This window comes from Halobacillus mangrovi (genome assembly GCF_002097535.1).
Taxonomy (GTDB): Bacteria; Bacillota; Bacilli; order Bacillales; family Halobacillaceae; genus Halobacillus; species Halobacillus mangrovi_A.
Genome location: NZ_CP020772.1, coordinates 1824725 through 1838536, shown reverse-complemented (window position 1 = coordinate 1838536; position 13812 = coordinate 1824725). Strand labels below are relative to the sequence as shown.

Here is a 13812-nt window from a genome sequence, read left to right as displayed (position 1 = left end):
ACAGTAATACTGCTAATTTACAGTAATATTGAGAAACTTCAGTTATTTAAGGTGTGTAAGTATTAAGGGGCTTTCCATTTCTGAATGCAATCAGTCCTGTTCCTGTACCTATTAAGATGACTCCAACAATCATCCTTAACGGAGAAGAGGAAGAGGTGTCAGGCATTTCTCCTCCTGCATCGGTCGAAATACGGTTCATACGATTAGCAAACACCCACCCCCCTGCTTCATACCTATATTCTACTTCTATTCTACCCGTATAAAGCTTGTCGTTAGCCGGCTGAGTTACCCGATAATAAGAGTCGTTTACTTTTTCTAGTTCGTAGTCATGATTAAAAGAAAGCTGTTGAGGTCCATCTTGTGGAATTATATAAAGATCTCCGTCCTTTTCTTCAAAATATTGTTCCAGGTAAGAGTCGGCTAATGGAGATGTCATAATTTCTAGCAGATCTTCTTTCAAAGCAGCTTTAGAATCATATTTTTTTACTTTATTTATTTCCTGATCCTCTTCGATTTCTTGAAAAATCAGGTTATGGAATTTCTGCTCCAGCTCTTTGACCGGCGGCTTTCCATGGTTCTCAGCGTGTATGGTTGTATGTATTCCTAATATCATTATCCCGAGGACAATGATAGAAAATAGTTTTCGCACCAAACATTCCTCCTTTTTACAGAAGGCATGTTCCTTTTATTTTCAAGAATTAAACACATTTTTGCAGAAGAAATGTTCAATTGAACGGATAAATCAATAAATCACTAAAAAAATAATCCATGAGCTCTGTATTCAGAACTCATGGAGCATTTTAAGAGAGTTTTTCTAGTACTTCTTCGTCGGCATCAAGGTTGTGATAAACTTCCTGAACATCATCGTTATCCTCCAGCATATCAATCAGCTTTAGCATCTTCTCAACGCCTTCTTCCTCAAGGAACGTATACGTTTCAGGAATCATTGTAACTTCAGCTGATTTGAATGCATAGCCGCTCTCTTCAAGATCAGCTTTAACGTCTGAAAAAGCTTCAGGCTCAGTAAAGATTTCAAACTGTTCGTCTGTGGTTTCCATTTCTTCCGCGCCTGCTTCTATGGCTTCAAGCATGACTGATTCTTCATCTATATCCGCCGAATTCCGGTCAATGACAAGGTATCCCTGGCGGTTGAACATGAAAGATACACAACCATTCTCGCCCAAGTTCCCATCGTTTTTATTAAAGGCATGTCGAACATCAGCAGCTGTACGATTTTTGTTATCGGTTAAAACTTTCACCATTACAGCAACTCCGCCGGGCCCATACCCTTCATAGGTATATTCTTCGTAGTTAACTCCTTCTAGGTCTCCTGTCGCTTTCTTTATCGCGCGATCGATATTATCATTGGGCATATTATTTGTTCTTGCTTTATCGATAGCTAATCTAAGTGTAGGGTTCGTATCAGGATCCCCTCCGCCGTCTTTGGCAGCCATGAATATTTCTCGTGCCAGCTTCATAAAAAGCTTTCCACGTTTTGCATCCTGCGCCCCTTTTCGGTGCTTAATATTACTCCATTTTGAATGACCGGCCATGGACATTCTCCTCTCCAAAGCAAATCTTTTCCTATATTAATATACCATAACCTCAACCATTCATAAAAGCCACAGGCAAACACAAAAGAAAGCGCCAGGAAGATTTTCCGTAGCGCTTTTGTTCGTTTTAAAATCATCTATTTTGGTTAAAAAAGTCTTTGATCCTTTTCTTCAAATCATCGGGTGCTTTCGATGCTTTTAAACGGGCATTCATATCTTTCATATGATCCCAATTATTATTATTGGTGTAGATAGAAATAGGTTTGTCTGTTATTTCCTTAACCTTTGCCTGCACTTTTTCAGTAACAGACTGATCGCGCCGGTCATATGGATTAACCATTACGGCTACGTAGACATGGTCATCTGTTGAATAAGCTTGGGTCAACGTTACTTCTTCCAGCTCATTCACCTTTTCCATTATTGCCATCGCTTCTTCATCATTAAATACGTTATCATGAGAACGGTTCGTTTGCCCGTACTTAGAATTACGAAATTCATCTTCTGCGGTGCGCTTAAAGTAGCTGTCTTTTCCAGTAGGAATCTTCCCTCTGCGTTCTATTGCTTTATCAGAGGAATATTCTAAAGGCTCGTAAAACGATTCTTCCTGGGATTTGTCTTGATCTCTATTCTGATCAGCTGCTTCTTGTTCACCATTACAAGCCACTAAAGGCCCAACAAGGACCATAATAAGCAAAATTCGCCACATAAAAAACATTCTCCTTTTTACCCTTACTATGGTTCAAGAAGAATGTTTTAGTCTGTTAATTTTCGCCAGATTACTGTGGTGGAGAAGGAGGAAGCTGGCGTTTATGGGCAGACCTTTTATGCATAGCTTCAATGATTTTTTTATCTTCTTCAGGGATTTCTTCCCCTTTCAAGTATTTATCAATCATAGCGTAGCTTGTGCCCATCTCATTCTCATCTGTCTGTCCTTCCCAAAGTCCAGCACTTGGCTGTTTATGAACTACTTCATCCGGTACTCCTAAATATTCAGCCATTTCACGGACTTCGCCTTTAGTTAAATGGACGAGTGGGACAAGGTCAACGCCTCCATCACCAAATTTAGTAAAGTAGCCTGTGTACCATTCCGCAGCGTTGTCTGTACCTACAACTAAGTATTTATGGTTGGTCGCAATGGTGTACAATGTACTCATTCTTAGGCGCGCACGCAAATTTGCATCTGCCAGTTTCGCCTGTTCCTGATTGTATGTGTCTTGATTTCTTAATTGCTCTTGTATGGTTCCGAACATGACTTCATGTGTCTCTGTCAAGTCAACTGTAACCGATTTAATACCACATGCTTCTATAACTTTCTGAGCGTGTTGCTGATCACTGGAATGGCTTTTACAAGGCATAACGACCCCTAATGAATGATCAGGGCATGCTCTCTTTATCAAGTTCGCAACGACAGCAGAATCAATGCCGCCACTTACCCCTACAAGCAGCCCGTCAACATTCGCTTGTTCAACTTGGTTTTTTAACCACAATACGATTTTCTCGACTTTTTTCTCCACCGGATTGTTCATCCTTTCACACATATGATATCTAATCATAGCATATTTTCTGTGTAACGGACAAACATCTTCCGGCTTTCCCAGGATTTCTCCAGCTTCTTAATATGTCGCATATACGAAGCTTCTCCCCTTACGCATCTTCGATATCCGTACAGCCACTCTCTTAGGAGGTCAGCAGGTACGAGCACGCCTTTGAGCCAGAGGTCCTGATCTTTGACATGTTGAAAGTAGTGTAATACAGAAGCCTTTCGCCCTTCAATATAGGGAAGAAACCTTTGGGCGAGCTGTATTTCATCATACACTCTCGGCCCTGTATGCAATAAGTCGAAATCAATCAGCTTAATGTTCGTTTTGCGATGAATGATAAAGTTATGGTGAGCTAAGTCTCCATGGAGCCACTCATGGTTCTCCCATGCCTTCTCTTCCACTTCGCCCCATGGATGATTTGCGAACCTTTCTAGATGTCTTAACATACTCTCGCGAATTTCATCGAAAACGACGTTTTTTCGATAATCGAAAAAGACATCTCGAGTACTCTCAAACTGCTCTAGACGCCTTTCCCACTTTATATATAACGGATCTTTTGGTATGGCTAGCACAGCGATGCCTTTCGTAGTGCGATGAAACTGCTGCAAAACTTTGATAGCAATCTCCCTGTCCGTATGCTTCTCAAAATCCGCATGCTTCCCTTTTAACCACTCAAAGAGACCCCACTCACACCCAAGTTTGCTCTTAGTATAGACGTTCTCTTCAAATGGTAAAGGACGGGCAGCCGTCTGATGGGCGTAATTCCAATGTTTAAAAAAATCAATCTGTTGATGTAGCGTTTGCGCTCTCCTATACCCTTTTAGAATCATGGGCTCACCATTGTAACGCACTTTATACACTTTAGGCTTAATCATCTTTTCAAAGGAAATTGGAATATGTTCCACATGCTGAAGCCAGTGAAAAAGGCGATCCGTGTATGAATCGCCTTCTCTACGTTCAGTCTTCATCTAACTCATCGTCCCTCCAAGGTTGTGGATACCATTGACCTTGTGGCTGCTGTAGATTCCAATCTCCCATAGATTGCGGCATATACGGATTTCCCATCGGTGGCTGCTGCATTGGATCACAATATTGAGGCATATGATGACTTTGTGGTCCATAACCCATCATTGGTCCATAAGCTTGCGGATTCTGCCCATATCCCATCATCGGTCCATAAGCTTGCGGATTCTGCCCATATCCCATCATTGGTCCATAGGCTTGCGGATTCTGTCCATACCCCATCATCGGCCCATAGGCTTGCGGATTTTGTCCGTATCCATCGCCATCTCCGCATCCACAGTCTGAACCAGCCTGCATACCGCCCATCATTGAAGAGGACTCGCTTTCATATTCTGCTCCGCCTACCTGTTGCGGGTACATCTGTTGCGGATACATTGGCATAGGCTGTTGATACATTGGCATTTGTACAGGCATCATATACGGCTGTGGCGGGCAGCAATAAAAATCAGAGTGTACGAGCTGCGGCTGACTTGGTGGGTAGTAAGGCTGCTGAGGCATATAAGGCGTATATTGTGCGCCCTGTACTTCTGGTTCCATGTTCATGTCTTCGGTAGGCATTTCCTTTTCTTTAGGCTTCTCCTGCATTGGCATTTCTTTTTTAGGCATTTCCTGCTTCGGCATCATTTTCTCTTCCTGTTTAGGTGCCTGTGGCATTGGCATTTGCGGAAGGTGGAATGTCGTGTAATAATTTTGCATTTGTTGATCAATGCTAGGCATAGAAATTGGCATATTCATATTGATCGGCTGCATCGGCATCATTGGTTTTTCCATGACGCCTTTGGTCACCGGCTTTTTCTCGTCCTCTTTGATGATAGGAATCGGTTTCGGTACGTTCTCTTTATAAGGAGGCATGGATGGCATTTCTTTTTTCGGCATCTCTTTCTTTGGCATCTCTTTCTTTGGCATCTCTTTCTTTGGCATCTCTTTCTTAGGAGCCGGTGCCTCTTTCTTCACTTGCTTTTTCCCTTGAGGGACTTTGATTTTCATACCCGGCATAATCATATCAGGATTGGAAAGCTGGGTATTCACAGATTTCAACTCTTCAAAATCAACCCCATACTTTTTCGCAATCTTCCAGAGTGTATCGCCTTTTTGTACAATGTGAATTCTCACCATTGCAACTCCCTTCCTGAAAATCTAGAAAAACAATAAGACAATAATAGCTTCATAACACTCTATGCAACACAAGCCCAAAGATTGATGAAAAAGCCTATAATTTCTTTCAACAAATATAAACAAACCCCCGAGAACCTAATTAAATAAAGGTTTTCGGGGGTTTCTAAAATTTATGCTTTCTGAATAGGTGCAGGAATATCAATTTGATATGCGGGATAAGTGCCAAGGACTTTAAGTTGACAGCCTAAAGCTTCTAATTCTGCTTGCACTCCGGGAAATAACACTTGATCATAGGGTTGGTCTACGTCTATCAAGAAAAAGTAGTTGCCCAGCCCTGTTTTCATTGGTCTAGACTCAATTTTTGACAAGTTCATCTTTCTCCATGAAAAAGCAGCTAACACTTGGTGTAATGCTCCTGCGTAATCTTTAGGTAGTGTGACCATCACCGTTGTTTTATGTTTCGAAACTGTATGATCTTTGACCTTCAAGGTTTTGGGGTTTTTTTGAACAACAGCAAATCGTGTGTGGTTATTATCATAATCATGAATGTTCGTGTCGAGCAATTTCAATCCATTTTCTTCAGCTGCCAGGTGATTCCCTATCGCTGCTGTTTCACGGCCGCTAGAAGCAACTATTTCAGCTGCCCTGCCTGTCGATGCTGTATATTCGATCTCTGCATCAGGATAATGCTTGTGTAAATATTGATGACACTGGGCAATGGCATGGCTATGAGAATAAATCTTCTTTACCCTCTCCCCCTGATAGTCTGGGTGGACAAGAAGATGCTGCTTAATAGGCACCGTCATCTCTGCGATGATTGCCTGATTTACCTGATGAACCAAATAATCGATGGTCAAGTGAACCGATCCTTCAATCGCATTCTCAAGGGGCACGACACCTGTTTCAATATCTCCACGCTCAACAGCATCTAAGCAAGCAGGAATGCTTTCGTAGCTAATGAATGATCCCCCGTCAAATAGAGCATCGACAGCCATTTTTGTAAATGTTCCTTTGGGTCCTAAATATCCGATCCGTTGGTTTTCCATTCCTTTCCCTCCAATTAAGCTCCTGAACTCAATATTTCTACACGATCAACGAAATCGAGCTTGTGCAGTTGTTGTAAAAGGTATTCGATCGTATGGACCATTCCTGTTGTATTCAACGACAACGTCACGTTCGCTTTTCCTTGTAAAGGAATGGTCTGGTGTATGGTTAGAACATTGCATCCCGAATCCGCTACCGTCTGCAATAGATTAGACAGTGTACCTGCCCGGTCTTCTAAATGGAAGAAAAGGGTAATCATTTGTTCTTTCACCATAGCCTGAAAAGGAAATACAGCATCCCTGTATTTATAAAAGGCACTTCTTGAAAGTCCGACTGCCTGAACAGCTTCAAAAATGGATTCCACTTTTCCTCGTTCAAGAAGAGCCTTTGCTTCAATCGTTTTTTTCATAGCCTCTGGGAGGATGTCACTACGGACTAAATAAAATTTCTCATTATAATCCGCCAATTCAACCGCTCCCTTCTTTAATCTACAAACTCAAATTCGTAGTCCAGAATACGAACTGTATCCCCATTACTAGCTCCACGTTTACGAAGAGCTTCATCTACACCCATGCTACGCATTTGTCTAGCAAATCGATTGATGGACTGATCCCTCGTAAAATCGGTTCTTTTGAATAAAGATTCGATCTTCTCTCCATAAAGAACATAGGCTCCATCATCTGCACGTGTGATTTTAAATGGCGCTTCTTCTTTTTCAAACTTGTAAACCACTCGTTCATCGACCTCTTCAATTGGCTCTTCCTGTTTTGGAATGCTGTCAAGCAAATCCGCAACAGCATAAAGAAGTTCATCGATTCCTTCGCGTGTCACCGTGGAGATCGGATAGATCATAACGTCTTTCCCGACTTGTTCTTTGAACATTTCTAAGTGGGCTTCCGCATCAGGCATATCCATTTTATTAGCTACGATGATCTGCGGACGGTTTTCCAACCTTTTATCATAGGAAGACAACTCATTGTTAATCGTCACATAGTCCTCATAAGGGTCGCGCCCTTCCCCACCCGACATGTCAATCACATGAAGCAAAAGACGTGTACGTTCAACGTGTCGTAAAAATTGATGCCCTAGTCCGACACCTTCATGCGCACCTTCAATAAGTCCCGGTAAGTCAGCCAGCACAAAACTCCGGTGGTCTTGACTCTCGACAACTCCTAGATTAGGCGCGAGAGTCGTGAAATGATAATCGGCAATTTTAGGCTTGGCAGCTGTTACTACAGAAAGGAAAGTAGATTTCCCAACACTCGGAAACCCTACCAGGCCAACATCAGCGAGTAACTTCAGCTCCACCACAACTTCTAATTCTTCACCTGGTTCACCATTCTCTGCAATTTCAGGTGCAGGGTTTCTTGCAGTAGCAAAGCGAGCGTTTCCTCTTCCACCGCGTCCCCCTTTAGCAATGACAGCCCTTTGTTTATGATCCGTTAAGTCCGCTATGACTTTATCTGTGTCTGCATCCTTAACTGTCGTTCCAGGTGGTACACTTATAACTAAGGGGTCTGAGTTTTTACCGTGCTGTTTTTGGTTCATTCCATTTTCCCCGCGTTTGGCTTTAAAATGGTGCTGATACCGAAAATCCATCAGGGTATTCAAGCCTTCGTCGACTTCAAAAACGACGTCACCGCCATTCCCGCCATCTCCTCCAGCAGGTCCACCCCTCGGAACATATTTTTCACGTCGATACGCAACTAGGCCGTTACCTCCGTCGCCACCTTTTACAAAAATTTTAACCTGATCGACAAACATACTCTTCACCTCTTCATCCTATCATCATCTCAATGGATAGTTCTTGGTCATCGAAGACTGTAGCAATGAATCCTTCATTGTTCAGTCTTTGCTTTAAGGACTCTCCATTATGTAATTGTCCTTCCCATTCCCAACTTAAACCGATGGAGTTGGAATCAAAACCCTGATACAAGTGAACCGTTCCTTCATACAGCTCACCCTCTACTTTATGTTCACCTATCCATTCAACCATACGCTTCGCTAATGCTGTAAGCTCTTCATCATGACGGGATAAATCAAGTTCGTCTTTGACAATGTACTTCAACCTGAATTGCTCATGATTCCAATTAAACGAAAGCAGCCATAAAGGAAATTTAACGGCGTCACTGTTCAAGATTCTTCTTTCGTACTCGGACTCAGTTCTCAAATCTTCCAGTTGATTCATCAATCGGTCGTGTTTGCCTAATGATGCATAACCATGAATCAGCTGGATTTGATTCATCCAGTCATGACGCTTATGCCTGAGCAGCATGATCATGTCTTTTTCAACCAACAGCTTCAGCTCCTCGTTCATCCATAATAATAAAAAGTATAGCAAAGATAGAAAGGAAACTAAAACGATGTTTCAATAATCCGTTACAAAGCTCCAATTATGGTTACGGTTTTAGTCCAGAGGTTTTGGCTTCCCTTATCCATACACCTATAACGTTGCTCCTATATTTTCAATAACTCCATTGTTCAGCATAACCAAATACAAAAAAGCCACGCTTATGCAATAAGCACAGCGCGGCTTCAATTGAAACCTTATACTATTCGTTTACGCTTCCTGTGCTACAGGATAAACGCTAACTTTTTTGCGGTCACGTCCGTAACGTTCGAACTTAACGACACCGTCGACTTTAGCGAACAATGTGTCATCACCGCCGCGGCCAACGTTTGCACCAGGGTATACCTTAGTACCGCGTTGACGGTAAAGGATAGAACCACCTGTTACTTGTTGTCCGTCTGCACGTTTAGCTCCAAGACGCTTGGACTCAGAGTCACGGCCGTTTTTCGTACTACCTACACCCTTTTTCTGGGCGAAAAACTGCAAATCAAGACGTAGCATGAGTCTCCACCTCCTTATCGGTGTGTTATTTTTATATATTGCTGATAATCATGTTCAATGGTTTCTAGTGAGACCAGCATCCCCTCAAGCAAGATACGAGCTTTTTCAGCCACATCTTCTGTCAGACCAGAAGGCAGAATAGCTTTCAGATAGCCGCCTTCTCCACCTTGCTCGACATGAGGTTCTGTATGGCATAGCCTCTCGATCGCATTGACTGTACCTATTGATACAGCTGAAACTGCAGCACATACGAGATCATGTCCATAAGGGCCACTTTCGGCATGTCCTGAAATTTCAAAACCGTTAACCGCTCCATTTGAGCGAATCATTTTTACATCAATCATCCGAACGAACCTTACGCGTTGATTTCTTCAACGACTAGCTTCGTGTACGGCTGACGGTGACCTTGTTTACGCTTGTAGTTCTTTTTCGGCTTATATTTGAAGACAGTCAGTTTCTTTTGACGACCTTGTTTCTCAACTTTAGCCGTTACTTTAGCACCATCAACGAATGGAGCGCCAACTTTTGTGTCTTCTCCACCTACAAATAGAACTTTGTCAAACGTTACAGTTTCACCAGCTTCTGCGTTAACTTTCTCAACGTAGATCTCCTGGCCTTTTTCAACTTTAACCTGTTTACCACCAGTTTCAATAATTGCGTACATACTTGCACCTCCTCGATTTACTCAGACTCGCCATTCAGGTACCGGAATCGGTTTAAAACCTGTTCTGTGCGGTTGTAGCATCGGAGTGCTACTAGAATAACAAAACAATGTTACCACAGTTCAAAACAAGTTGTCAACAGGTACTTTACGGCGATGAATCACTTCAAGCACCATGTTTTCGGACCCTTCAAGCTCAATTTGATAGTCGGATACATCTGCATCCTGCCTAACAAATAGCTCCTGTGGAATTTTACTAGAAATTAAAGAAGAAAGCAATCGTTTTTTCATTTCATATAGGTGTGGGTTTACAGCGACCAGTATGGCTTCTGCAGGATGAGTGGAATAAGCCAGCAACTCTCTTTCCATCCTGTACACCATAGTCTCTTTATCAAATGCAGGCTTAAACGGTTTAGAAAGAACTTGAACAGGACTTAATGCTTCTCTCTTTCTTGTCATTTCCATCAACCCCAGCCTGGTCATTCCTATAACATTTGATTTCGTCAAGTCCTCCTTTGTTTGTTTTCTCATAAAATCAACAAGTTTTCTTTCCAGAGAAGAATCCTTCATATTAAGGAAATCGATCAAAATAATACCTGATAGGTTTCGCAATCGAATTTGTTTGCTTATCGCTTCTGCTGCTTGAGTATTGACTTCTAATGCTTGGGAATCAGACAAGGATTTTCCTTTATAGTGATGGCTGTTCACATCAATAACTGTCATGGCCTCTGTTGGTTCGATAACAAGCTCTACGCCATTTTCCAATTCAACCACAGGTTGAATCAGTGTCTCCTGCAATTCATTAATGCCAGAGGGCAGTAAAGATTCGACTTCTTTAACCCAACTTAATTTATCAGCTACAGAAGGATATCTTTTCTTTAAATAACTCGCCAGATCAACTTCATCTACAATAATATCCGTTAAAGATGAGATAGGGAATTTTCTTATTAACTGATCTGGAATAATAAGATCTTTCCAGACCAGCTGTGGTTTCTTCTTACTAAAAGGGTAGATCTGCTCCTTCCACAGTTTACGTAATAGACTGAACTCTTCTATGACTACCTCTGCCTTTTCGTTCCCTGCGGCTGTACGGACAATTCCCCCTTCTTCCCCGTCAACAATGCCTTCAAGCTCAGCCTTTACAGATTCCGATAGATGTCCTAATTTTTTTGAAACCGATATTTTTCTTCCGAAGGGCTGGTATATACAATAAAGGCCTGGAAGGGTAAGGTCTGTAGTCACTTGTGCGCCCTTTTCCCCATTAGCTTCTTTAATAACTTGTACCAATAACGTTTGCCCTTCTTGTACCGTATGCTCTATTTTTTCCTTCGCCCAGGGGATTTGGTCACGCTTTAGAAACGCGTTCTTCTCTTCACCGATATCTACAAAGGCCGCCTGCATCCCCCGGTGGACGTTTTCAACTTTTCCAACAAAAATAGAACCCGAAAGTACCTCTCTTCCGGGCCTGTCCATCATATATTCACTAATCTGCTCATTTTCCAGTACGAGCCCAGTTTTTTCCGAAGACTTTGTATGTATCATTATTTTTCTCATAATATCCCTCACAGCGCCAGTTTAGGAATGTCCCGCAAGCGCAGATTGGCTTGTTTCTTATTAAAGTAGGCTTGGAGACATTCTTGCTCATCAACTATATAGAACCTTGGGGAATGTTTCAATACATACAAATGTTTACGGTTGCATCGAATGTTTTTTAAAACGTCTCTTACCAGCATTTCTTGTTCAACCTTGATAAACCTGGGCTTCAATTTACTGCAATCCCTGTACGTACAAAACAGTAAATATCTCATCAGTGTGTAAGTTCTTCTCTTCCATTCCATCCCATTTTCAATGAGTAAAAAAGCAACAAGCAAAAGGCCCGCGAGTGTCCAGCGTCCCTCCAGGTAAAGCCACAGGGAAACAAGGACCATGGAGGTTACTGATACAAATAACGTTAAGAAGAGGCTCCTTTGAAAAGAGAATAATTGAGTAGTTATATAAAAGAGAAGCTTTCCTCCATCCAAAGGCCAAATGGGCATAAGGTTGAAAACAAGAATAAGAGTATTGTAAAAGAAAGCCACTGATAAGAGGGAATGAGGACCATAGAATCCTTGAAGGATACTCAATAAACCAAAGATCCATATATGTTGGAGAGGACCAGCCAACACGACACGTACTTGCTCATGGAAAGGCCGTGTATTATGCTCCTCGCTCACAACAGCCCCTCCGAACAACCAGAGTTCAATTCTTGAAACTCTCCATCCATAATATCTAGCAGTCAAATAATGACCAAGTTCGTGAATGACGACTAGAGTCATCAATATGAGAAATTCAAAAAAAGCACCTGTAAAAATAGCAGATAATGCTAATAAAAAGAAGAGGGGGTGGATGTGTATGGTCTTTGTAAGACTAAGAGCTTTCATCCACTTTGATAACCTCTACAGGATCTAGATACTGCTCATCTTTTTCGATGGCAAAAAAGAATTCAGCGGATGGCCCCTCTTCTGAAGTCACCGACCCCAGACTACTTTGAGATTTAACATATTCATATAAATGAACATCGATGGATGACAAATATCCATAAATGGTCTTACTTCCATCCTCGTGTTGGAGAATGACTGTTTTTTTCGTATCCTCATTGTTGCCGGCGAATACGACGGTTCCCTCCCTTACCGCCTTAACCTCAGAATTATTCTCTGTGGTCAAGACAATACCTTTCCCATCGTTTTGAAAGGGAGTTGTGACGGTCCCATTTACAGGCATAGCGAGCTCGCCGGATTCTTCATTATCTTTCGGTTGGACAACTTGGAGCGGCTCCCCAAACCTTTCGCTGTACCATGCTGTCACTTTTGCAAAAGGGAAGTCTTCTTGCATCTGACTTGTAACCCATTCCTCTGGACCGTTAAGCAAGGCGAAGTCCGTGTTCTTGCCAATAGCTACTGTTGCAAACAGTAAAGCGGCAAGCAACACTTGTATACCTAAGAAGCTTGGCCGATTTTTTGAAGGGGACGGATCCATTTTTTTGCCGTACCCTGAGACGATAGGGGGGTATCCATGCAACTCTTCGTCCTGCGGTGGGAGGTACGGCTTCTGAGGAGGCGCATTTTGCTGCACGCGCTTTCTCTTGCGCTCTGCTATATTTTTTCGAACGTGATGTATATTCTTTTTCACAGGAATCCCCTCTCTTTAAATACCATTGTTTCTACCATTCTATGGAGAGAGCAGAAGGGATATGTGTAAAACTTGTCCACGAAAGAGCGGCTGAACATTCTTCTTATTTTCCTAAAGAATTATATAAAATGAATCATCTGAAACAACCTTCCTTATCCATTAAAGCCTCTAATTACTGACGACTCAATTTAGAGACTTTCTCCGGTCCGTTGCGTGATAAGTGTTAGGGTTGGCCTGAAAACAACTCGCTTTCCTGCGGGGGAACTTGCAAGCCTCCTCGTTCGCTGCGCTCCCTGTGGGGTCTCGCCTAGCTCCTTCTCCCGCGGGAGTCTCGTCGTTTTCAGGCCAACCCATCTATTCTGTGATGAACGGCCCGATTCAATAGGAATTAGAAGACTCAATTACAATTTAGAGCCCATTAAGTATATCGAATAGAAATGGGCACACGCGTGTTCAGTTAAGTACACTACTGGCCTATATATAGGCAATTGAAGATATTTACACCTATTTTGCTGATATCCAGGCAAAATGCTGACATATAGATTGATTCTGACCTCATGAGCTCTTTAAAATTTGTGTCTGTTTTTTTGCTAGCGGATAAGCTTTTCCGCTATAAATTCTTCATTTTTGTGTTTCCGTTGCTCAAACTATCGGACGGAGGTCCGGGAAATGGCGAGACTCCTTTGGGATGAACATGATAGGCGAGACCCCGGAGAGCTTTAGCTCGAGGAGGCTCAGCGCATGCCCACGGAAAAAGAGCCATTTCCCGGACCTCCTACCACTGTTTATCGTAAATGAAATCTCCAAACTTGAATTATCTCGAATTTGATTTTTATACTCTCCCGCTGCTGAATA

At 42.3% G+C, this 13812-nt stretch carries 15 protein-coding genes, 1 pseudogene and 1 other annotated feature; all 16 genes and pseudogenes read right to left on the bottom strand.

Features of this window, described 5'->3' with window-relative positions; translation table 11 throughout:
- Nucleotides 1-46: 46 nt before the first annotated feature.
- Nucleotides 47-649: a hypothetical protein gene (locus HM131_RS08860; protein WP_085029419.1), complete on the bottom strand. Its 603-nt coding sequence runs from the start codon at nucleotides 647-649 to the stop codon at nucleotides 47-49.
- A gap of 151 nt (nucleotides 650-800) precedes the next feature.
- Nucleotides 801-1553: a YebC/PmpR family DNA-binding transcriptional regulator gene (locus HM131_RS08855; protein WP_085029418.1), complete on the bottom strand. Its 753-nt coding sequence runs from the start codon at nucleotides 1551-1553 to the stop codon at nucleotides 801-803.
- A 133-nt stretch (nucleotides 1554-1686) separates the two neighbouring features.
- Nucleotides 1687-2259 (bottom strand): YhcN/YlaJ family sporulation lipoprotein, encoded by a 573-nt coding sequence (locus tag HM131_RS08850; protein WP_085029417.1) that lies wholly within the window; start codon nucleotides 2257-2259, stop codon nucleotides 1687-1689.
- Between the two features lie 70 nt (nucleotides 2260-2329).
- A complete protein-coding gene (gene nadE, locus HM131_RS08845) occupies nucleotides 2330-3067 on the bottom strand; it encodes an NAD(+) synthase (protein WP_085029416.1) in 738 nt (245 codons plus the stop codon).
- Nucleotides 3068-3102: 35 nt separating this feature from the next.
- Nucleotides 3103-4062 (bottom strand): aminoglycoside phosphotransferase family protein, encoded by a 960-nt coding sequence (locus HM131_RS08840; protein ID WP_085029415.1) that lies wholly within the window; start codon nucleotides 4060-4062, stop codon nucleotides 3103-3105.
- A 1020-nt stretch (nucleotides 4063-5082) separates the two neighbouring features.
- Nucleotides 5083-5230: pseudogene (gene safA / locus HM131_RS21310) on the bottom strand (SafA/ExsA family spore coat assembly protein); the annotation flags it as partial.
- A gap of 173 nt (nucleotides 5231-5403) precedes the next feature.
- On the bottom strand, nucleotides 5404-6279 hold the full coding sequence (pheA, locus tag HM131_RS08830) for a prephenate dehydratase (RefSeq protein ID WP_085029413.1): 876 nt from the start codon (nucleotides 6277-6279) through the stop codon (nucleotides 5404-5406).
- Between the two features lie 14 nt (nucleotides 6280-6293).
- On the bottom strand, nucleotides 6294-6743 hold the full coding sequence (locus tag HM131_RS08825; protein ID WP_085029412.1) for an ACT domain-containing protein: 450 nt from the start codon (nucleotides 6741-6743) through the stop codon (nucleotides 6294-6296).
- A gap of 17 nt (nucleotides 6744-6760) precedes the next feature.
- Nucleotides 6761-8041, bottom strand: a complete 1281-nt coding sequence (gene obgE / locus HM131_RS08820) for a GTPase ObgE (RefSeq protein WP_085029411.1) — start codon at nucleotides 8039-8041, stop codon at nucleotides 6761-6763.
- Nucleotides 8042-8054: 13 nt separating this feature from the next.
- Complete coding sequence (locus HM131_RS08815; RefSeq protein ID WP_085029410.1) at nucleotides 8055-8573, bottom strand: Spo0B domain-containing protein; 519 nt, start codon at nucleotides 8571-8573, stop codon at nucleotides 8055-8057.
- Nucleotides 8574-8837: 264 nt separating this feature from the next.
- Nucleotides 8838-9128 (bottom strand): 50S ribosomal protein L27, encoded by a 291-nt coding sequence (gene rpmA, locus HM131_RS08810; protein WP_035546444.1) that lies wholly within the window; start codon nucleotides 9126-9128, stop codon nucleotides 8838-8840.
- A gap of 14 nt (nucleotides 9129-9142) precedes the next feature.
- A complete protein-coding gene (locus HM131_RS08805) occupies nucleotides 9143-9472 on the bottom strand; it encodes a ribosomal-processing cysteine protease Prp (protein WP_085029409.1) in 330 nt (109 codons plus the stop codon).
- Nucleotides 9473-9483: 11 nt separating this feature from the next.
- Nucleotides 9484-9792 carry a 50S ribosomal protein L21 gene (rplU, locus tag HM131_RS08800; RefSeq protein ID WP_085029408.1) on the bottom strand — a complete coding sequence of 103 codons (309 nt, stop codon included), beginning with the start codon at nucleotides 9790-9792 and terminating at the stop codon, nucleotides 9484-9486.
- Between the two features lie 13 nt (nucleotides 9793-9805).
- Nucleotides 9806-9876, bottom strand: a sequence feature (ribosomal protein L21 leader region).
- Between the two features lie 36 nt (nucleotides 9877-9912).
- Nucleotides 9913-11343: a ribonuclease E/G gene (locus HM131_RS08795; protein WP_085029407.1), complete on the bottom strand. Its 1431-nt coding sequence runs from the start codon at nucleotides 11341-11343 to the stop codon at nucleotides 9913-9915.
- 8 nt (nucleotides 11344-11351) lie between these two features.
- The gene (locus tag HM131_RS08790; RefSeq protein WP_085029406.1) at nucleotides 11352-12209 is read right to left on the bottom strand and encodes a M50 family metallopeptidase; all 858 of its coding nucleotides are present in this window, start codon (nucleotides 12207-12209) and stop codon (nucleotides 11352-11354) included.
- Nucleotides 12196-12957 carry a peptidoglycan DD-metalloendopeptidase family protein gene (locus tag HM131_RS08785; RefSeq protein ID WP_085029405.1) on the bottom strand — a complete coding sequence of 254 codons (762 nt, stop codon included), beginning with the start codon at nucleotides 12955-12957 and terminating at the stop codon, nucleotides 12196-12198. The genes HM131_RS08790 and HM131_RS08785 overlap by 14 nt, the downstream gene beginning before the upstream one ends.
- Nucleotides 12958-13812: the final 855 nt, after the last annotated feature.